17 protein-coding genes and 1 tRNA gene are annotated in these 19,146 nt (G+C 65.9%); 10 read left to right on the plus strand and 8 right to left on the minus strand.

The features are described 5' to 3' along the window. Positions 1-467 precede the first annotated feature (467 nt). Entirely contained in the window at positions 468-1,610 is a 1,143-nt protein-coding gene (locus IP93_RS05545; protein WP_144813065.1) for a serine hydrolase domain-containing protein, read from the minus strand. A 202-nt stretch (positions 1,611-1,812) separates the two neighbouring features. Here IP93_RS05545 and IP93_RS05550 point away from each other — a divergent pair, with 202 nt between their 5' ends. From IP93_RS05550 to IP93_RS15845, 8 genes are all read left to right on the plus strand, one after another. Further along, a complete protein-coding gene (locus IP93_RS05550; RefSeq protein WP_144813068.1) occupies positions 1,813-2,418 on the plus strand; it encodes a TetR/AcrR family transcriptional regulator in 606 nt (201 codons plus the stop codon). Then, complete coding sequence (gene hlyD, locus IP93_RS05555; protein ID WP_144813069.1) at positions 2,415-3,458, plus strand: secretion protein HlyD; 1,044 nt, start codon at positions 2,415-2,417, stop codon at positions 3,456-3,458. Before IP93_RS05550 ends, hlyD begins: the two co-directional genes overlap by 4 nt. 1 nt (position 3,459) lies before the next feature. Further along, the gene (locus IP93_RS05560) at positions 3,460-5,244 is read left to right on the plus strand and encodes an ATP-binding cassette domain-containing protein (RefSeq protein ID WP_144813072.1); all 1,785 of its coding nucleotides are present in this window, start codon (positions 3,460-3,462) and stop codon (positions 5,242-5,244) included. Between the two features lie 65 nt (positions 5,245-5,309). Then, positions 5,310-6,431, plus strand: a complete 1,122-nt coding sequence (locus tag IP93_RS05565; protein ID WP_199747108.1) for an ABC transporter permease — start codon at positions 5,310-5,312, stop codon at positions 6,429-6,431. 3 nt (positions 6,432-6,434) lie between these two features. Next, complete coding sequence (locus tag IP93_RS05570; RefSeq protein ID WP_144813076.1) at positions 6,435-7,553, plus strand: ABC transporter permease; 1,119 nt, start codon at positions 6,435-6,437, stop codon at positions 7,551-7,553. Further along, positions 7,550-9,019, plus strand: coding sequence for an efflux transporter outer membrane subunit (locus tag IP93_RS05575; RefSeq protein WP_144813079.1), 1,470 nt, complete (start codon positions 7,550-7,552; stop codon positions 9,017-9,019). The genes IP93_RS05570 and IP93_RS05575 overlap by 4 nt, the downstream gene beginning before the upstream one ends. Positions 9,020-9,067: 48 nt before the next feature. After that, a complete protein-coding gene (locus tag IP93_RS05580; RefSeq protein WP_242006750.1) occupies positions 9,068-9,268 on the plus strand; it encodes an MBL fold metallo-hydrolase in 201 nt (66 codons plus the stop codon). After that, positions 9,192-9,647 (plus strand): cytochrome c, encoded by a 456-nt coding sequence (locus IP93_RS15845; protein WP_242006751.1) that lies wholly within the window; start codon positions 9,192-9,194, stop codon positions 9,645-9,647. The genes IP93_RS05580 and IP93_RS15845 overlap by 77 nt, the downstream gene beginning before the upstream one ends. A 62-nt stretch (positions 9,648-9,709) precedes the next feature. Here the strand turns inward: IP93_RS15845 and IP93_RS05590 are convergent, their stop codons facing one another. From IP93_RS05590 to IP93_RS05610, 5 genes are all read right to left on the minus strand, one after another. After that, positions 9,710-11,128, minus strand: coding sequence for a c-type cytochrome (locus IP93_RS05590; protein ID WP_144813081.1), 1,419 nt, complete (start codon positions 11,126-11,128; stop codon positions 9,710-9,712). Further along, positions 11,125-12,768: a GMC family oxidoreductase gene (locus tag IP93_RS05595; RefSeq protein ID WP_144813084.1), complete on the minus strand. Its 1,644-nt coding sequence runs from the start codon at positions 12,766-12,768 to the stop codon at positions 11,125-11,127. The genes IP93_RS05590 and IP93_RS05595 overlap by 4 nt, the downstream gene beginning before the upstream one ends. After that, entirely contained in the window at positions 12,761-13,297 is a 537-nt protein-coding gene (locus IP93_RS05600; protein WP_144813087.1) for a sugar dehydrogenase complex small subunit, read from the minus strand. Before IP93_RS05600 ends, IP93_RS05595 begins: the two co-directional genes overlap by 8 nt. Positions 13,298-13,334: 37 nt before the next feature. After that, a complete protein-coding gene (locus IP93_RS05605) occupies positions 13,335-15,707 on the minus strand; it encodes a beta-glucosidase family protein (RefSeq protein WP_199747097.1) in 2,373 nt (790 codons plus the stop codon). A gap of 192 nt (positions 15,708-15,899) precedes the next feature. Continuing rightward, positions 15,900-16,286 carry a DoxX family protein gene (locus IP93_RS05610; protein ID WP_242006752.1) on the minus strand — a complete coding sequence of 129 codons (387 nt, stop codon included), beginning with the start codon at positions 16,284-16,286 and terminating at the stop codon, positions 15,900-15,902. Positions 16,287-16,536: 250 nt separating this feature from the next. Here IP93_RS05610 and IP93_RS05615 point away from each other — a divergent pair, with 250 nt between their 5' ends. Both IP93_RS05615 and IP93_RS05620 read left to right on the plus strand, forming a co-directional pair. Next, positions 16,537-17,001 (plus strand): hypothetical protein, encoded by a 465-nt coding sequence (locus tag IP93_RS05615; RefSeq protein WP_242006753.1) that lies wholly within the window; start codon positions 16,537-16,539, stop codon positions 16,999-17,001. A 92-nt stretch (positions 17,002-17,093) separates the two neighbouring features. After that, positions 17,094-17,196: transfer RNA gene (locus IP93_RS05620), tRNA-Ile, on the plus strand. A gap of 3 nt (positions 17,197-17,199) precedes the next feature. Here the strand turns inward: IP93_RS05620 and IP93_RS05625 are convergent. Both IP93_RS05625 and IP93_RS05630 read right to left on the minus strand, forming a co-directional pair. After that, the gene (locus IP93_RS05625) at positions 17,200-17,826 is read right to left on the minus strand and encodes an SEC-C domain-containing protein (RefSeq protein WP_014159631.1); all 627 of its coding nucleotides are present in this window, start codon (positions 17,824-17,826) and stop codon (positions 17,200-17,202) included. 45 nt (positions 17,827-17,871) lie between these two features. Continuing rightward, positions 17,872-18,924, minus strand: coding sequence for a DNA-binding protein (locus tag IP93_RS05630; RefSeq protein WP_043290360.1), 1,053 nt, complete (start codon positions 18,922-18,924; stop codon positions 17,872-17,874). Positions 18,925-19,146: the final 222 nt, after the last annotated feature.

A 19,146-nucleotide genomic window follows, 5' to 3' on the forward strand; every position in this document is an offset into this window, starting at 1 on the left:
GATGGGAGTGGTAGCGCCATGAAGGCAAAGCGGTGCGTAATCGCGGTATTGATGGTCGCGGCCCCGATCCTCGCTTGGGGACAGCAGGCGGGTGAGGTGCGCAAATGCGTATCCAGCAAGGGGGCCGTGAGCTTCCAGCAGGCGCCTTGCAGCGCAGGCGGCAGACAGGTGTCGAGCCATGCCTACGTGACGGAGCGGGCCCCAACCGCTGAGGAGCTTCGTGCGCGTGCGGTACGCGAGCAGGCGGCACGCGCGGAGTCGGCGGAACTGTCGAGGCGTGCGGGCACGATGCCTGGTCCCGGCAGGCGGATGGGCGGTGGCGCGCTGCACCGGGTGTCGATCGCCCGCGATGACGCTGCCTGCCAACGGGCACGACGGAACCGCGAGCAGACGTTGGCCGCGGTTGGAATGAAGCGGACCTACGATCTGCTTCGGACCTTGAACCACCAGGTGGCGGAGGCGTGTCGTTAGCGCGGCAGGCCGGTCGTGCCTGGCGCAACGCCCTGCATGTCGCGCAGGAAGGCTTCTCCGATGGCACGCGCGGCGACATAGGGTTCTGGATCGTCGCGGTTGCTGAGCAGGATCACCGTCAGCCGCTGGGCCGGCCAGCGCAGGATCACGTTGCGGAAACCGATGGTTTCGCCGGAGTGCCAATGCATGCCGTTGTACAGGCGCCAGCCGTAGCCGTAGGCATCCACGTCGGCTTCGCCGGTGGCGGTGGTGGTCTGTGGCGAGAACGCCAGACCGCGCGAGCGCGCCGACAGCAGGCGATCGTCGCGCAGCGCCGCGTCCCACTTGGCCAGGTCGTCTATCGAGGAATAGATGCCGCCATCGCCAAGCACCGCGCTGGTCGTGGACTGATCGGTGCGGTTCCAGCCCCGGCGGTCGAGGCTATGGCCGTAGGCACGTGCGGGCACGGTCGATGCGCCGTCGACGAAGGCCACCGTGCCGTCCATGCCCAACGGCGCGAAGATGCGCTGGCGCAGGAACTCCGGGTAGGGCTGGCCCGAAGCCCGTTCGACGACCAGCGAAAGCAGGGCGTAACCCGTGTTGCTGTACCGGTAGGCGGTTCCTGCCGGGAAGTACGGTGGGCCCAGGCCAGGGACCGGCTCGATGGTCCCGGCATCAGCGCCACAGGGCCGGCCCGACGCCAGGAGACACGGAATATCGGCGTCATGCACCTGGCCCTTGAAATCGGCCGCCATCAGGTCTTCATAGTCGTGCAGGCCCGAGGTGTGGCTGAGCAGGTGATGCAACGTCACATCGTTGGCGTTGGCCGGAAGCTGCGGCAACCAGTGGCTCACGGGATCGTCGAGGTGCAGGCGGCCGTCCTCGGCCAGCAGCAGCACGGCGGCGGCGGTGAACTGCTTGCTCACCGAGGCCAGGCGGAAATTGGTGGATAACGTGACCGGGATGCCGGCATCGACATCGGCCAGGCCCACCGCCCGGCGAATGACAGGCGTCCCATCGTGCAACACCAGCAAAACCGCGCCCGGTACGTCACCGGTATAGCGCTCGAGCCGTACGTCGACTTCTTGAGTGGCATTGCTTGCGACGGCGTCACCCAGAGGCATTATCACCAACGGCAGGAAGAGTGCGGAGAGGCGCATGGACGGAGTCTACCTGCACTGGTGCCCCAGGGCTTTGTTAATCCGAGTCCTCCTTTGCCGCCAGGTGGGGAAGGCTTGTAGAGCCATTGGCAGCGGCCGGCGGCTGTATCCGGCAAGGGCACGACCCGAGGAATCGCTTGCAAGCACCGCATGTGTCCCTTATTGTAAGCAAGTGCTTACTTACCAGAGGCAGGCTTTCAGCATGCGAGCGACCCGTCTTTCCGCCGAAGAGCGGCGCGCGACCACTGTGGACACCGTCATCGACATGGCGGCCGAGCAGAACCCCAGCGACATCACGACAGCCGCGATCGCGGAGCGAATGGGCCTGACCCACGGGGCGTTGTTCAGGCACTTCCCCTCCAAGGACGCGATCCTGCAGGCCGTGTTGTCCTGGGTCGCAGAGCGCCTGCTGGCACGGGTGGACCGGGCCGCAGAGGGTGCGACCTCGTCCATGGCGGCGCTGGAAGCCATGTTCATGGCCCATGTTGACTTCGTGGCCGAGCGCCCTGGTGTGCCGCGCATGCTGTTCGGGGAGTTGCAACGTCCCGTCGACACGCTGCCTCGCAAGATGGTCCAGACCCTGATGGGCCGCTATGGCGAGCGTTTGCGATCCCTGCTTGAGGCCGGCAAGGCGTCCGGGGAGCTGGACCCCGGTCTGGACGTGGAGGCGGCGATACTGCTCTTCATCGGCACCATCCAGGGTCTGGTGATCCAGGCGATGGTGGCAGGCGATGTTGGCCGCATCCGTCGCGATGCACAGAGGGTGTTCTCCATTTATCGCCGGGGCATCAGCGGAGGTGGTCAGTGAGCACGAACAGGATTTCTCCCACGCGCAAGCGGGTCATCGCGATCAGCGCCGCCGTCGTGGTCGTACTCGCGGTTGCGGTAGTCCTGTTCAAACGCGCGGGTGACGACAACGGTGCCCTGGTGCTGTACGGCAACGTCGACATCCGGGAGGTGCAGCTGGCCTTTCGGCAGCCGGGCCGGGTAAAGGAAATGGCGTTCGAGGAGGGTGATGCAGTCACCGCGGGAGACCGCGTGGCGCTGCTCGATGCCAAGCCTTACGAGGACGCGCTTGCCGCAGCAAATGCGGCGGTCCGGGTGGCCGAGGCCGAGGTCGGCAAGCTGCATGGCGGTCTTCGCCCGCAGGAGATCACACAGGCCCGCGAGGCGCTGAACCGCGCGCGAGCCGTGGCCATGGACGCCGGGCGCAATTACGAACGCCAAGCAGGCCTTTTGCCGTCGGGCGCGATCAGCAAGAGCATGATCGATGCGGCGCGCGCTGCGCGCGATCAGTCCGTTGCGAATGTCCGGGCGGCCGAAGCGGCATTGTCGCAGGCCGTGGAGGGCTTCCGCAGCGAGGATATCGCTGCAGGCGAGGCGCGGTTGGCCGCGGCCGAGGCAACGCGCGACCAGGCGTTGACGGCATTGGCCGATACCCAACTGATTGCACCCGCCAACGGCACGATCATCGCGCGGATTCGCGAACCGGGAAGCATGGTCGCCAACCAGAGTGCGGTCTACAGCCTCAGCCTGGACCGGCCGGTGTATGTGCGGGCCTACGTCGGTGAAACCGACCTGGGTCGCGTTGCTCCGGGCACCCCGGTACGGGTTCGCAACGATTCGTCGAGCAAGGCCTACCGGGGCAAGATCGGTTTCGTTTCACCTCGCGCGGAATTCACGCCCAAGACCGTGGAGACCCCGGACCTGCGTACCGACCTGGTCTACCGCCTGCGCGTGGTCATCGATGACGACCAGGTGGACGGCGGGCTGCGGCAAGGGATGCCCGTGACGGTCGAGGTCGACGCCGCGCCCGGGTCTGACGCACCCCGCAAGGGCGCCCGCTGACATGGCCACCACCACGCACCCGCCAGTCGCGACACACGGTCGCCATGACGACGCGGCCGTGGTGATCGAGGGCGTCGACAAGCACTTCGGTGCCGTACAGGCGCTGCGCAAACTGGATGCCCGCATCGAATACGGCCGCCTCACCGGTCTTGTCGGTCCCGACGGCGCTGGCAAGACCACGCTGATGCGGATCATGACCGGTCTTCTGCAGCCCAATGCCGGACGCGTGACCGTGGCTGGCTTCGATGTGGTCGACGACAACGATGCCATCCACGTCGCCACCGGCTACATGCCGCAGCGGTTCGGCCTGTACGAAGACCTTTCGGTGATGGAGAACATGCGCCTGTACGCGCGTCTGCGTGGCATGGATGCCGAGCACAATGGCGCACTGTTCTCCGAGTTGCTTGATTTCACCCGGCTGGCGCCGTTCACCACGCGTCTTGCCGGCAAACTTTCCGGTGGCATGAAGCAGAAGCTCGGCCTGGCGTGCGCGCTGATGGCGCGGCCGCGGGTGCTGTTACTGGACGAGCCCAGCGTTGGCGTCGACCCGGTCAGCCGCCAGGACCTGTGGCGGATGGTACAGACGCTGACCGACGAAGGCATGGCGGTGGTGTGGTCGACCGCCTATCTGGACGAAGCCGAGCGCTGCGACACGGTGCTGCTGCTCAACGAGGGCGAACTGGCCTTCGCTGGCCCGCCGCAGGAGCTGACACGGTTGCTCGAGGGTCGCAGCTTCCGACTGGAGGAGGTGGGCGACGAACGCCGCGCGGTATTGGCCCAGGCGTTGGACATGAAGGGCGTTGGCGACGGCGTGATCCAGGGTGCCGGCGTTCGGCTGGTGATGCGGGAGGGTGCCGATACCGGTGAGGTCCAGGCGCTGGCCGATCGAATCGGTGCGCGTTTGGCGCCCGTGCCGGCGCGCTTCGAGGATGCGTTCATCGACCTGCTTGGCGGCGGTCCTGGCGGCACCTCGGCGCTGGCCGAACGCATGCCGCCGGTGGAACTGGAGTCTGACATCGCCGTGTCGTGCCAGGCGCTCACCAAGCGTTTCGGCGATTTCACGGCCACCGACGACGTCAGCTTTCAGGTGCGCAAGGGCGAGGTATTCGGCCTGCTCGGTCCGAACGGCGCCGGCAAGTCGACCACGTTCAAGATGCTGTGCGGCCTGCTCACGCCGACCGCGGGCGAGGCCCATGTGGTCGGTCTGGATCTTCGCCATGCCACCGGTGCGGCCAAGGGCCAGCTGGGCTACATGGCGCAGAAGTTCTCGTTGTACGGACTGCTGTCGGTGCGCCAGAACCTGGAGTTCTCCGCAGGCGTGTACGGGTTGGAGGGCGCCACGAAGCGTGCGCGCATCGACGAGATGATCCAGACCTTCGACCTTGGGCGCTGGCTGTCCGCGGCGCCCGAGTCGTTGCCACTGGGCTACCGCCAGAGATTGGCGCTGGCCTGTGCGCTGATGCACCGGCCGCCGGTACTGTTCCTGGACGAGCCGACCTCGGGCGTGGACCCGATCACCCGCCGCGAGTTCTGGACCCACATCAACGGCCTGGCGCGCAAGGGCGTGACGATCATGGTCACCACCCACTTCATGGACGAGGCCGAGTACTGCGACCGGGTGGCGATGCTGTACCGGGCGCGGCTGATTGCGCTGGACACGCCGGATGCGCTCAAGCGCGGCGCGGCCGACGCCGACAACCCGGATCCGACCATGGAGGATGCCTTCATCCATCTGGTGGAGTCGGTCGACCTGGCCGAGCAGGCCGGGGTGGGAGCGGCGGCATGAGCGCGCAGGCAGACAAACACGTTGCCGCGGGCGTTCCGGATGCGAGTGCCCCGCAGGTTGCGGCGATGCGCCGCTTCGACGCGGGCCGTCTGGCGGCGCTGGTGCGCAAGGAAAGCCTGCAGGCGCTGCGCGACCCGTCGACGCTGCTGATTGCCTTCGTGCTGCCGGTGGTGCTGCTGTTTTTGTTCGCCTACGCGGTGTCGCTGGACATCCGCAAGGTGCGCATCGGCGTGGTGGTGGAGTCGCCGGGCGTATCGGCCCAGCAACTCGCCGCGGCGTTCGCGGCCACCCGCTTCCTCGAAGTGAGCTTCGCCCACGACCGCCGGGAAGTCGGGGACCGGGTGGTGGCCGGGGAGCTGCGCGGGTACGTGGTCATCCCGCAGGATTTCGAGCAACGCCTGGCAAGCGGTGGCGAACGGCCGTTGGTGCAGGTGGTGACCGATGGCTCGCAACCCAACACCGCCAACTTCGTCGCCAACTACGCCCAAGGGGTGGTCCAGACCTGGCGCACGGGAATCACCGGCGACGTGCCATCGACGCCGATCACGCTGGAGCCGCGCTACTGGTTCAACCCCGAGCTGGAAAGCCGGCGATCGCTGGTGCCAGGCGCGATTGCCATCATCATGACCATCATCGGCACCATGCTTACCGCGCTGGTGGTCGCGCGCGAATGGGAGCGCGGGACCATGGAGGCGGTGATGTCCACGCCGGCATCGGTGGTCGAAATCCTGATTGGCAAGCTGCTGCCGTACTTCATGCTGGGCATGGTGTCGACGCTCGTTGCGGCGGTGCTGGCGGTGTTCGTGTTCGACGTGCCGCTGCGTGGCTCCCTCGCTGCACTGATGCTGCTCTCGGCGGTGTTCATGGTGCCGGCGCTGGGGCAGGGGCTGCTGATCTCGTCGCTCTCGCGCAACCAGTTCCTGGCGGCGCAGATCGCGCTGTTCTCGGGATTCCTGCCGGCGTTCATGCTGTCGGGCTTCCTGTTCGAGATCGACTCGATGCCGGCGCCCATCCGGGCGATCACCTGGCTTATCCCTGCGCGCTACTTCGTGTCCTCGCTCAAGACCGTCTTCCTGGCCGGCGACACATGGGCGGTGTTCGTGCCCGACCTGCTGGCGATGGCGGCCATCGGCGTGGTCTTTTTCGTGCTGGCCAAGCGGGCCACGCGCAAGAACCTGGAGCCCTGAACCATGGCGGGACTGAAATCCACGCTGCAGTTGGCCCGCCTGCGCGCGCAGATGGTCAAGGAGGTGCTCAGCATCCTGCGTGACCCACGCAGCCGGATGGTGGTGTTCGGGCCACCGTTGATCCAACTGCTCATCTTTGCCTTCGCGGCCACGCTGGAAGTGAGCAACGTCGGCATTGCCGTCCACGACCAGGACACGGGGCGCTGGTCGCACGAGCTGGTCGCGCGTCTGGACGGCGCAGGGTTTGTCTCCGAGCTGCACACCGTCCACAGCAGCGACGAGCTGCGCCAGCTGATCGACCGTGGCGAGGTGATCGCTGGGCTCGACATCCCGGCCGACTTCTCGCGCGACATCGCCGCTGGCGACAGCGGAAGGGTACAAGTGCTGGTCGATGGTCGGCGCAGCAACGCCGGACAGATCGTCGTGGGGTATCTGTCTTCCATCGCCACCGACGTCGGAGCCGACGTGGCGCCCATGGTTGCATCACCGCTGGCGGTACGCCACTGGTTCAATCCCAACCTGGTCTACCGATGGTTCATCGTGCCGGGCCTGGTCGGCATCCTGGCGTTCTTCAGCGCGCTGATGCTTACGTCCCTGTCGATCGCGCGCGAGCGGGAGCTCGGCACGTTCGACCAGTTGCTGGTGTCGCCGACCTCGACGCTCGAGATCATCGTCTCGAAATCCCTCCCGGCGCTGGCGATCGGGACCGCGCTCGGCCTGGTGATGATCGGAGCCGGCGCGTTCGTGTTCCGGATCCCGTTCACCGGCTCGTTCCTGCTGCTGTTGCTCAGCCTGGTGCTGTTCATCCTGTCGGTGGTGGGCATCGGGCTGATGATCTCCGCGATCAGCAAGACCCAGCAGCAGGCCATCCTAGGCGCGTTCGCGATCGGCGTGCCGGCGGTGCTGATGTCCGGCTTCGCCACCCCCGTGGAGAACATGCCGGTGGCGCTGCAGTGGCTGGCGCAGGCGATCCCACTCACGCATTTCCTGGTGATCGTGCACGGCAGCGTGCTGAAGGCGATGCCGCCGGCCGACATCCTGTCCAACCTGTGGCCGCTGGCGGCAATCGCGCTGGTGACGCTGACCGCGGCCACCTTTTTTGTCCGGGGGCAACTGCAATGAACCTCACCAGATCTCCCGCTTCCGCCAATGACACTGGTACGCGCGAGGCAGCCAAGCCGTTTCGGATCCTGACCGTTGGGCTGGCCTGTGTCCTCCAGGCTGCCTGCACGGTGGGCCCGGACTATCGCGAACCACCTCCGGTGGATACGGGCGACGGCTGGAGTCTGCCCGTTGTCACCGGGTCGGGGATGGAGGACTACGCGAAATGGTGGTCAACGCTTGGCGATCCAACCCTCGACTATCTGGTTGATGCAGCACTGGCGGAGAACCTCGACCTGTACATGGCGGCCGCGCGCATCGAAGAGGCGCGAGCGGTTCGTGATGGCGTTGCCGGTGCCCGGGCTCCTGTCGTGGAGGCGAACGCAAGCGTCAACCGGCGCCGCCAAAGCGCGAACGGCTCACTGCCCATTGCATCGATTCCCGGCATGGAAAGGACCCAGACGATCCATGACGTCGGCTTCGATGCCGCCTGGGAGCTCGACCTGTTCGGCGGCAACAGGCGCGCGCTCGAGGGTGCGAACGCACGACTGCATGCGGCGGGGATCGAGGCGGAGGGCGTGCGCATGCGCATCGTCGCCGAAGTCGCCCGCACGTGGTTTACCGCGGTCGGTGCCGGCGACGAGGTGCGTGCCCTGGAGGCGGCGGTGGAAGCGCAGCGCCATTCGCTCCAACTCGTGCAGTTGCGCCATGCCGCGGGCGACGCCTCACTCGCTGAGGTGGATGCGGTGCAAGCACGCGTGGCCGCCGCCGAGGCCTCGCTTCCTGACATCCGCGCTCGCGAGCGTGCAGCGGGCCTTGCGCTGGCGGTGTTGCTGGGCGAACCGCCAGAGCGCGGATTGGCTTTGCTGAAGGACGCGGCAGGCCTGCCTGTCTTGACCGGGATTCCGGTAGGTGAGCGCGCCGACGTGCTGCGCCGGCGCCCGGATGTGCTGGTGGCCGAACGGCAGCTTGCGGCCGCCACGGCGGATATTGGCGTGGCTATGGCCGAGCTGTTCCCGAAGCTTTCGATCAGTGTGGGGGGCGGCTTCCAGGCGCTCGATGCCGGCGACCTTTTCAATTCCGACAGCGGTCGCTTCGGTATCCTGCCCTTGATTTCGTGGCGGGTGTTCGATGGTGGTCGCGTGCGCGCGGAGATCCGCGCTCGAGAGGCCGCCCAATGGAAGGCAGCGCTGGCCTACGAGCAGGCGGTGCTGGCTGCGCTGGCCGACGCCGAGAAGGCCATGGGTGACTACCGGTTTGGGCTGATTTCGCTCGAAAGACACCAGGCTTCTCTCGAAGCCAGCCAGCGCAGCTACGATCACGCCGCGCGTCGGTATGCCGCGGGCACCATCACGATGGTCGAACTCCTTGCGGCGCAACGGCAGCTGCATGAGGCGCAGGCCGCGGTTACGCGGGCCCACACGTCTGCCGCGGTGCAACTGGGTGCCTTGTACAAGGCGCTCGGCGGCGGGTGGGATGTGTCATGAAGATCCGGTTCCTTGGCGGGGCAGGGGAGGTCACGGGATCGTGCTTCCGTGCGGAACCGCGCACGGTTCAACTTCGATCCGGCCTCGATCAACGTTGTCCTGCTGACCCACGCGCACATCGACCACAGTGGCCTCCGCGAGCCGATTATCTCGCCACAACCAGGAGACAACGATGAAGAGAGTGGTATCCGGTTTCGTGCCAGTGGTGGCGGCAACTGCAATCTTGTTCATTTCCGTGGCATGCCTTGATGCGCATGCAAAAGAGAAAGAGTCGATGGGGCTGCGACTGGTTATGGACAAGCTTGGTCGCGACATGCAGGCGACGGCCGGCGCCATCTCCAAAGAGGACTGGACTCTGGTCCGTGCGATTTCCTCAAGGATTGCGGGGCACTCGGAGCCGCCGGCCATGGAGAAGGTGCGCATCCTCAAGTGGATTGGAACAGGTGCCGGCAAATTCCGAACCTTCGATGCCCAGGTCAAACAGGGGGCGAATGGCATGGCGGACGCTGCCGGACGTGGTGATGGAGCCGAGGTGATTCGCAGGTTTGCGGAAATTCAGAACGCCTGCCTTGGGTGTCACCAGCAATTCAGAAAGCCGTTTGTGGAGTACTTCTACGATTCCCGCTGAGAGGAGTTCCGAGATCCGCTGCATCGCGCGTATTGGAACCGCGGCCATCGGCCATGGCGTGCCTAGCGCGGGGCATGCGCCCGCCCTGACCGGGCGCGGCGTCGGCGTCTGATCAGCCACCATGCCAGCGACACGATGATCAGCGCGGCGAGGAGCAACCCTCCGCGCGCCAGCAGAAGCAGTTGTGCGCCGTTGCCACCGCCCGTTCGCAACCGTGCGATATCGGCTGGGGTGAGCGCGTTACCGCCCGCGCCATACTGTTCGCGCAGGTAGCTGGTCAGCGTTGCGACCTGCACGTCGGACAGTTCATGGCCGAACCCTGGCATACGCAGGTCGCTGCGATCGCTGCCTCGATGTATGCCCTCCAGTACGGTCATCACCAGGTTCTGCGGTTGTGCGCGCCCGGTGGCGGTGTTGTGGAACAGCGCAGGCAGCCGCCCATCGAAGCTGCCCTGCGCCTGTGCCTGGTGGCAGGTGGCGCAGTAGCCGTCGTACAACTGCGGGCCGCTCATCTTGTCCGGATCATCGGGCAGCGGCACGCCGCGGATGGCGGCCAGCTGGTCGGAGGCTTGTCCGAGCGCGTGCACCGGCTTGGCGTCGGCGCCGTCGTTTCGCGCCGGTACCGACTGCAGGTAGGCCGCGATGGCCTGCAGGTCCGCGTCGGTCAGGTGCTGCAGGCTGTGGTCGATGGCCTCGGCCATCGGACCGGACGCTTGGCCCTTGCCGGGCACCGCGCCATTGCGCAGGTATTGCACGATCTCCTCACGGCTCCACGCACCCAAGCCGCTGGTGGGATCGGAGGTTATGTTGGGGGCATACCAGGAGCCAAGTGGCGCGCCGGCCAGCACGCGCGAGCCATCCTCGGCCATCAGGAGGTTGCGCGGTGTGTGGCAGGTGCCGCAGTGGGTGAGGCCACGCACGAGGTAAGCGCCGCGGTTCCATTGCTCATCCTTGCCTGGATCGGGTGCGAACGGCTTGTCCTGCAGGAACAGCAGGTTCCACACCATCATCGATGCGCGGATGTTGAATGGGAATGACAGGCGGGTGGATGGCGCGGCGCCGCCCACCGGCGCCACGCGATGCATGAAATAGGCATACAGCGCATGCACGTCCTCGTCGGTCACCAACGCGTACGAGTCGTAGGGCATCGCTGGGTACAGGCGCGCACCATCGGCACGCACGCCCTTGCGCAGCGCATCGGCGAACTGCTGCTCGGTGTAGGCGCCGATGCCTCCTTCGCGCGAGGGCGTGATGTTGGCGGACACGATGTTGCCCACCGGGGTGGCCAACTCCAGGCCGCCGGTGAATGGCTTGCCCCCGGGCTTGGTATGGCAGGCCACGCAATCGCCTGCAGCGGCGAGGTAGGCGCCGCGCTCCAGCAGCGCAGGGTCCCTGACGGGCTCCCGGGCGGCGACCGGCAGCCAGGGCAAGAGACACAAGGTGGCGATCGCCCAGCGTTGGCAGGGCGAAAGGCGGCTCATGGCGCGCTGGCCTCCGCCTGTGCCGCTTGCATATCGGATGGCACGCCGGCCGCTCCCAGCATGTGGTCCGCGGTGCGCAGTGCGAGCGCGACCCCGGTCAGGGTGGAGTTCATCGTTGCCGACGTCGGCATCACCCCAGTGCCGCACATGAACAGGTTCTCGTGGTCGTGCGCGCGCCCCCAGGGGTCGGTCACCGAATCGGTTGGATCCGTGCCCATCGAGAGAGTGCCGGTGATGTGCTGGTTGTTGGCGAAATGCTCCGGATCGCTGTAGCGCAACTGCGTGCCGCCCATCAGCCCGGCGATCCGTGCGAAATCGGCAATGGCGGCCTTGGCGCCGGCCCGCGTGTAGTCGTCGACGTTGTAGTGGACCTGCGGGTGTGGAATGCCCAGCGCATCCTTCTTCGTGCCCAACGTGATGCGGTTGGTCGGGTCGGGCAGGACTTCCAGCACCGTCTTGACGCTCATCTGGTGCGCGGCGCGATAGCGCAACTGCTTGTCGAACTCCGGTCCGTACACGCCCTCCGCGATCAGCGCTTCCGTGGCCCCCAGCACCTGGGAAATGTTGGTGAAGTCCAACCGATAGGGGCTGTGTCGACGACGGAACTCGCCGTCGCGCATGGTGTTGATCGAGCTGGGGCTCTGCGGGCCGCGCCCCAGCCACAGTTCCTCGTCGGCATAGAAGGCCAACGAGGTGCTCGGGTGGTCCATCAGCTTGTGACCGACGGTGCCGGAGCGGTTGGCGATGCCGTTGGGGAAACGGTCGCTGGTGGAGAACAGCAGTAGCTTGGGACTTTCGATGCCATTCGCGGCGAGGATGAACTGCTTGCCGGTGACACGGTGCGATCCCTTGTCCGGGTCATAGTAGTGCACGGCGCTGACGCGGTCGCGTGCGTCGTGCTCGATGCGGTAGACCACCGCGTTTTCGACCAGACGCACACCGGCGGCCTCGGCGCCGGCGACCGCGACGCCACCGGTGTACTGGGCATTCACCGGGCAGATCGGCTGGCAACTGTTGTTGCCCACGCAGGCAGGCCGTCCGCCGTAGGTACGGCTGTTGCGGGCGACGGTGTTGGCGACGACCGGATACGTGCCTTCCAATCGTTCGCGGATACGGCGCATGGCCCAGGGCTCGGCCACCGGTTCCATCGGGAAGGGCTTGCTGCGCGGCGAACCGGTCTGGTCCGAGCCGCACACGCCCATGATCTCTTCGGCCTGCTGGTACCACGGGTCCAGGTCGTCGTAGCTGATCGGCCAGTCCACGCCGACGTCGTACAAGCTGCGAATGCGTAGGTCGTTGGGTACCAGTCGCCACGCATGCGCCGCCCAGTGCCAACTGGTTCCGCCCACCGCGCGGATGTATTCGGCCGGGTACGGATAGGGACCGGCCTGCATCAGGTAGCCGTTGTCGTCGGGTTTGTAGACCGGGTGAGGCGCCCAAGGGGAATAGGGGTAGGGCGCCATCCAGTCACTCTTGCGCGGCGAATTGCGGAACGCGGCGACCAGACGGCCGCGGTCCATGCGCGGGCCTGCCTCCAGCATCAGCACGGAGGCTCCGCGCTTGCGCAGTGCCAGAGCGGCCAGCGCCCCGCAGATACCTGATCCGATGACAACGACATCCGCCGAGAGATTTTCAGCCATGCGCGATCTCCCGGGCAGACAGGGGCGGATTCGACCAACTGCCGTACGCGCCGTAGGCATAGGTCGGCGGCTTGAGCACGTCCGCCACGACCACGGCGTTGAGCGCGGATTCGTAGGCGATGCAGCGTGCGTCCTTGCCGTCGCCGACGACCCCGATGGCCCAGGCTCGGACGATCCGACGCGGCCATGGCGCAAGCGTCTCATGCTCCTTGTCCAGCAGCGCCTGCAACTGCAACGGATCGATGGGTGCCTTGGCCAGCAGGTCTGCGAGTGCTTGTAGCGCCTTCGGGAAATCGGCGTACTGCGCCGCCAAGGCCGCATGCAGGCGGCCGGCCAGTCCTGCGTCCAGGACCTGGCGCCCGAGCAGGAAGGAGGATAACGGAACGAACGTGGTCGCGACCGTGTCAGTCGGTCGCGATAGCACCCACGGCACGGACAGCGATGTCGTGGCCAGCGCACCGAACAACAGGGTGCGCCGCTGTGCATTGAAGTGGGACCAGTGCGGATTGTCGCCAACTGGATCGGGCACGCATAGCCTCTCTGGAAACAGGTTTTTCAGCGTCGCCTCAACGTTCGAACGTGCCCGCTCGGACCAGACGGTCGGAGGCGCTGCCGATCCAGACTGTGTAGGTGCCGGATGGAATCACGAATGTCTTGCGCGAGGCGTCCCACACGCTCAGCGGGTGATGGCTGGCGTTGGGGTCAATGTCGATGGCCACACGCTGGTCGGTGCCGGGTGCGAGCTGCAGCTTGCTGAAACCGACCAGTCGCTTGGGCGGTTGCGGCAGGCCGGACCCTGACGGCACCGTGAGATATACCTGCACCACCTCCGAACCCGCGCGCGTGCCGGTGTTGCGCACGGTGGCCTCGACCCGATAAGGGGCACCATCTGTGGACGGGGCCTGCAGGCGAGGCGTTTCGATCGCGAAGGTGGTGTACGACAGCCCGTGGCCGAAGGCGAACGCGGGGCGCTTGCCGTTGGCGTCGTACCAGCGGTAGCCGATCTGCAATTGCTCGCTGTATTCGACGTGGGGAATGCCTTCTGCATCCATCACGCCAGGGTATTGCCGGGGCGTCACCGTCTCCATGAAGCCCTGGCCTTCGACCGGGAAGGTGACCGGCAACTTGCCCGACGGGTTGTGTACGCCCAGCAGCAGGTCGGCGACGATGTGGCCATCCTCCTGTCCAGGAAACCAGACTTCCAGCATCGCTGGGCCCTTCGTGCCGAGCCAGCGAGCGGGCAGCGGCACGCCTGCGTTGTCCTTGAGCACCAGCGCGGTCTTGGCATGCGTCGGACGAGCGGTTGTCGAGCGCACGCCGAACAGGCGATCAATCATCGCGATGGTGTGGCTGTTGCGGCCGGCGTTGTCGCCGCCGTCGAAGGAGAGCGCCTTGGGCAGCGGGGCGTACCAGTCAAGGGAGTCGCCGCGGGCGGTCAGTTTCCCGCCCGATTTGTCGGCGAAGGTCGCGCGATCCGCGCCTTCCTCGGCGACGGTACCGGCCATGATGACGACCGCATCAGCGTTGGCGGCAGCCTGGAGCACGTCATCGAAACCCGCCGCCTTGCCATCGATGGTCGCATCGCCGTTTGCATCGTCCACCAGCGCCAGTCGCACATCGACGGCGGTGTTGCCGGTCTGCGCGTAGATGGCGCGAAGCCCATCGACGGGGGTGACGGTGTAGAAGGGCACCACATCCGAACTGCCGCCGCCGGCACCCATGACCTTGCCCACCACTGAACCGCCTGCGACCGCCTGCTGCGCATAGATCTGGCTTGCCTTGCCGACCAGCAACACCCGTTTTGCGTCATGTGGCAGCGGTAGCGCGCCGTTGTTCTGCAGCAACACCGCGGTCTCCACGCCAATCGCACGTGCCTGCCTGCCGCCGCCCTCCACATCCAGATCCTGTTGCACGATCGGTTTGTCGAACACGCCGAACTTGAACATCTGCACGTAGCGGCGCCGCAGTGCGGTGTCGATGTCGGCCATGGACAGCTCGCCGGCATCCAGCGCGGCGCGCAGCTTGTCGGGGGCGAAGAACTGCGGCAACGGCATCTCGTGGTCGAGTCCCGCGCGCATCGCCTTCGCCGTGCTCTTGGCGGCGAAGAAGTCGGACTGCACATAGCCCTGGAAGCCCCACTGGCGCCGCAGAACGTTGGTAAGCATCTCCTCGTTCTCGCAAGCGAACGCGCCGTTGAGCGCGTTATAGGAGCACATCACCGCACCGGCCTCGCCGTCCTTGATCGTCATCTCGAACGGCAGCAGGTACATCTCGTGCAACACCTGCGGATCGATGCGTTCGCGCACCGACATGCGGTTGGTTTCCTGTTCGTTGCCCACGTAGTGCTTGGCGACGGCAATCAGGCCCTTGCCCTGCACGGCGCGCGTCTCGGCCACCGACATCACACCGGCCAGGTAGGGATCCTCTCCCTTGTATTCGAAGTTGCGGCCGGCCAGCGGCAGCCGCGCAAGGTTCATGCCCGGCGCCTCGAACACATGCAGCGCCAGCCGGCTGCCTTCCTCACCCATCAGCTCGCCGAATGCGGTCGCCACGTGGGGATCGAACGACGCAGCGATGGCGAGCGCCGACGGCACTGCCGTGGCCTTGGCGGAGGACGGGTGGAAATAGACCGCGTTGTCGACGTACAGGCCATTGACGTACGCCATGTCGGGCGGGGTATCGAGCCCGACGCAGTCGTTCTGGCCGATGCCGACCGGGCCGTTGGTGATGCGCAGCGTCGGGATTCCCAGTGCGGGAATCCCGGTGGTGTGGCGGGCACCCTTGCAGTGCGGCAACTCGGGCACGATCTCCGGTACCGCTCCGGTCAGCTGCTGGGCCTTCTGCTCGAAGCTCATCGCGGCCAGCAGCAGGTCGGCCCTGCGCCCGGGGTCCATGCCCTTGTCCATCCATGGCAGGCCAGTCGTTGAGGCGCGGCTCATTCCAGCCCCCTTGGTCGGAGTGCTGGCGCAACCCGGCAAGGCCAGCACCGCTGCCACCAGTGCGATCGCGGGAAAGAGATGGCCTCGAAAGGATAGGGGCACCATGGATAGTCCCTGCATGCTGAGTCGAATGGTCCGACCACGACCGGTGGTATGCCGGTCGTGGTGCGTTACGGATCACGACGTCGTGCGCTACTTCCGGCGGTTTGACAGCACGGCATCCAGGCTGTATCGGCCCGCGCCCGTGGTCCAAAGGATCAGGAAACCACCCGCCATGGCGATGTTCTTCAACAGGTTGACCTGTTGCGTTGGGTCGGCGACGTTGCCGTGGAACAGGATGCCGCTGGCGAGGCAGAACAGCGTGAAGGCGATTGCCAGCCAGCGAGTTGCAAATCCGGCCAGGATTGCCAGCCCACCGCCGAGTTCAAGGAGGATCACCAGCGGCAGCAATACGCCGGGCACGCCCATGGATTCCATGTATTGCTGGCTGGCGGCATAACCCGCGATCTTGCCCCAGCCGGAAATGATGAAGATCAGGGACAGGCCCAGGCGGCCCAACAGATTGGCGAAATCGTTCACGCAGCTCTCCCAAATCAACCGTGAGCCGGGCATGAGGGTCGGCAGGGAATCGTTACGAACACGGCCAGATCTTCGCTAACCGGTTGATGGATCGGTGAAATTCCACCCTCGGCCGCACTCCCAGGCCCGGCCCTCCCCAGGAAGCTGTGGCACCATTCAACCATGGCCACCACCTACTATTTCTTAGACACCGAGTGGGCCGATGTAACCGGCAGCGAGCTGGTGAGCCTGGCGTTGGTGAACGAGGACGGTGATCGCCACTTTTACGCCGAGCGAGCCCGATCTGCCCGAGAGCCCTACCGATTTCGTTCGTCAAAGCGTCTACCCGCTACTCGACCGCGGCGGCGCGGCCCTGCCGGATGCCGCCCTGACGACCGAGCTGCGCGCCTTCCTCAGCGAGGCCGACGCGCCGGCGGTGTTGGCGGATTTCCCGAACGACCTTCAGCTGCTGCGGTATGCCTTGGATGGATTTGAGCTCCCTGATGACCAGGTGGCTGCGTGCGGCCCCCGGCCGGCCCCGGTCATGACGCGTATGTCCAAGGAAGGCCTTCCGGGATTGCTGGTGGAAGATTGGTTCGCGGCCCATCCAGAACATAGGGCCAGACGCCACCATGCCTTGGTAGATGCGCGGGCCTTGCGGATGGCGTGGCTGGTGGCGACCGACCGCATCCCTGCTCCGGCGTGGGCCCACTCCTACCGCCGCGCCCGGGGATAGCGGCATGGCGTCTATCCCCGGTATGCTTGCCCCATGAACCGCCTGAGCCAGCTCGACCCTCGAATACCGGCGTGATCGCATCGATCGATCACGCCCCTGTTGCTCATGTTGGTCAGAGCGCCGGCCTTATACCCCGGTGAGAGCACGCGCCAGATAAGCGCGTACACGTCGGTTCGATTCCGACCAGGGGCACCACCGTCAGCGACGGAAGAAACGCTCCACTTGCGCGCCATGACAGCGCTTGTACTTGCTGCCGCTGCCGCACAGGCACGGTGCATGCTCGCGCAATCCCGCACCGAGTGACTGGCCCAGGAAATCCCTCGCCTGCAGCAGGGGCTGGATTTCATTGGCGGGCACACTGACCTCGCCATACTGGGATGATCGCTCGCCGCGGTTCATCACCTGGACAATCGCTTCGGACATCTGGATGAAGTGCTTGATTAGTAGGTCATCACGTAGCGGCATGCGGACATTGTCGATGGCCAAGCCCTCGTAGCGTCTGCGCGGATCCGGTACGAAAAGAATACGTGTCTCACCTTCGGGCTTTGGCGTGATGTCGACCAGTTCCCCTACGGGGCTGATCCACACGGCATGGAACTCTGCTTCCACCAGCACGTGGGGCCATTCCCACAGCTGCCAACCGCACAGCATCTGGCCGCCATCCTGCGCGACCTTGGCCTGCACGTTGGGAAAGCACTCGTGCACGATCGCGTCGGCTTCCGGCTGTACATCGAGATAGACCGGTTCTGCGCCGCGCACGACCGAATCGGCTAGGCGCCGCACCGCACGGGTGATTTCCGGGGGTGTGGTGGTGACTACGCTCATGGCACTGCTCCTTGCGATCGTTGCGCCGGGTTTTCTCTACGCAGGCTATGGCGCCGGCGTCTCTTCCGATGAGATCCGCTTGGCGCCTTTGCCGCCGGCACTGGCCGGCTGCAGCTGGGCCAACAGCGGCTCCAAGGTGCTCAGGCGCACTGTGGCGCGCAGGGTTTCCGCTTCGGCCTGCTCGCGTCGTTCCCGCTCCTGGGCCAGCTCGGTCCGGGCCTGTGCGAGGTCTTGCCGAGCGGCGTCCAAACTCTGAGCGTCTTGGCCCCAGCGCACCTGCAGCGCCTGGTGTTCGGCCGCCGTCAGGCGCAGCGTATCGAGCTCGCCCTGTTGCGTCTGGATGGTCTGGCGCAGCTGCGCCACCTCCTTTTCCAGTCGAGTGTGACGCTCCAGCCACTGGCCGTTTTCCCGGTTGAGCTGCACCAGATCGTGGTTCTTGGCGGTCAACGCCTCGTTGGCCTGGCGCAGGGTGACCTGCAGTTCCTGCACCTGGTGCTCGTGCCGGCGTTGCTCCTGCTCGCGCTGGTCTTTGACCGAGGTGCGGTAGTGCTCAAGGGCTTCCCTGGCATGCTCGTGCTTCTGCTCCAGGGAGCGCGCGTGGCTTTCGTGCTCTGCCAGCCGCGCCGTGAGGCCGGCAATGCGCTCCTCCAGTTGGGCCAGTTCGGTGGTGCGGCTGGCCACCTCGCCCTTGGCGGCTTCGCTCGCCTCGCGTTCTGTCTGCAGAGCTGTCTCGGTGCGCTGAAGCTGCACACTGAGGTTCCCGGCCTCTTGCCGGGCCTGTTCCAAGGCTTGGGTGCGCTCGTGCAACTCGGCTTGGAACCGTTCCTGTGCCTGCGCGACCATCGTTTCGGCCTCGACATGCAGCCGTTCGGCCAGACGACCGACCAAGTCCTGCAGGGCGTCGCTGATCGCGATTTTGGCGCCTGGGCCTTGCCCTTCCTCCTCTTCCAGCTCCTTCAGGTGGCGGTGGATGGTGGTTTTGGACCCGGTGTTGCCCAGCGCCACGCGGACGGCGTCTACCGAGGGGTTCTTGCCTTCGGCCCGGAGGCTGTCCCGGGCACGCTGCACATCGCTTTTGTACAAGCCAGACCGAGCCATGCGTCCTCTCCGGTTATTGCGTAATGTATTACATACCATGTAATTACGTACTATTCAACGTCGAGGATGGCCGAGACTACGGCCTAAACATCAAGCGGGATAATGTTGAATTATCCCGCGTGACAAGCGCCTTGGCCATTTCCAGCCGTCAAAACAGTACGAAACCGCCCAGGACTGGCGATCGCTGGGTAGTATGGCCCAGAGCGAAAAGGAGGCCAGCCG

It is taken from the genome of Aerolutibacter ruishenii, from assembly GCF_007830115.1.
In the GTDB taxonomy this organism is placed as follows: Bacteria; Pseudomonadota; Gammaproteobacteria; order Xanthomonadales; family Xanthomonadaceae; genus Aerolutibacter; species Aerolutibacter ruishenii.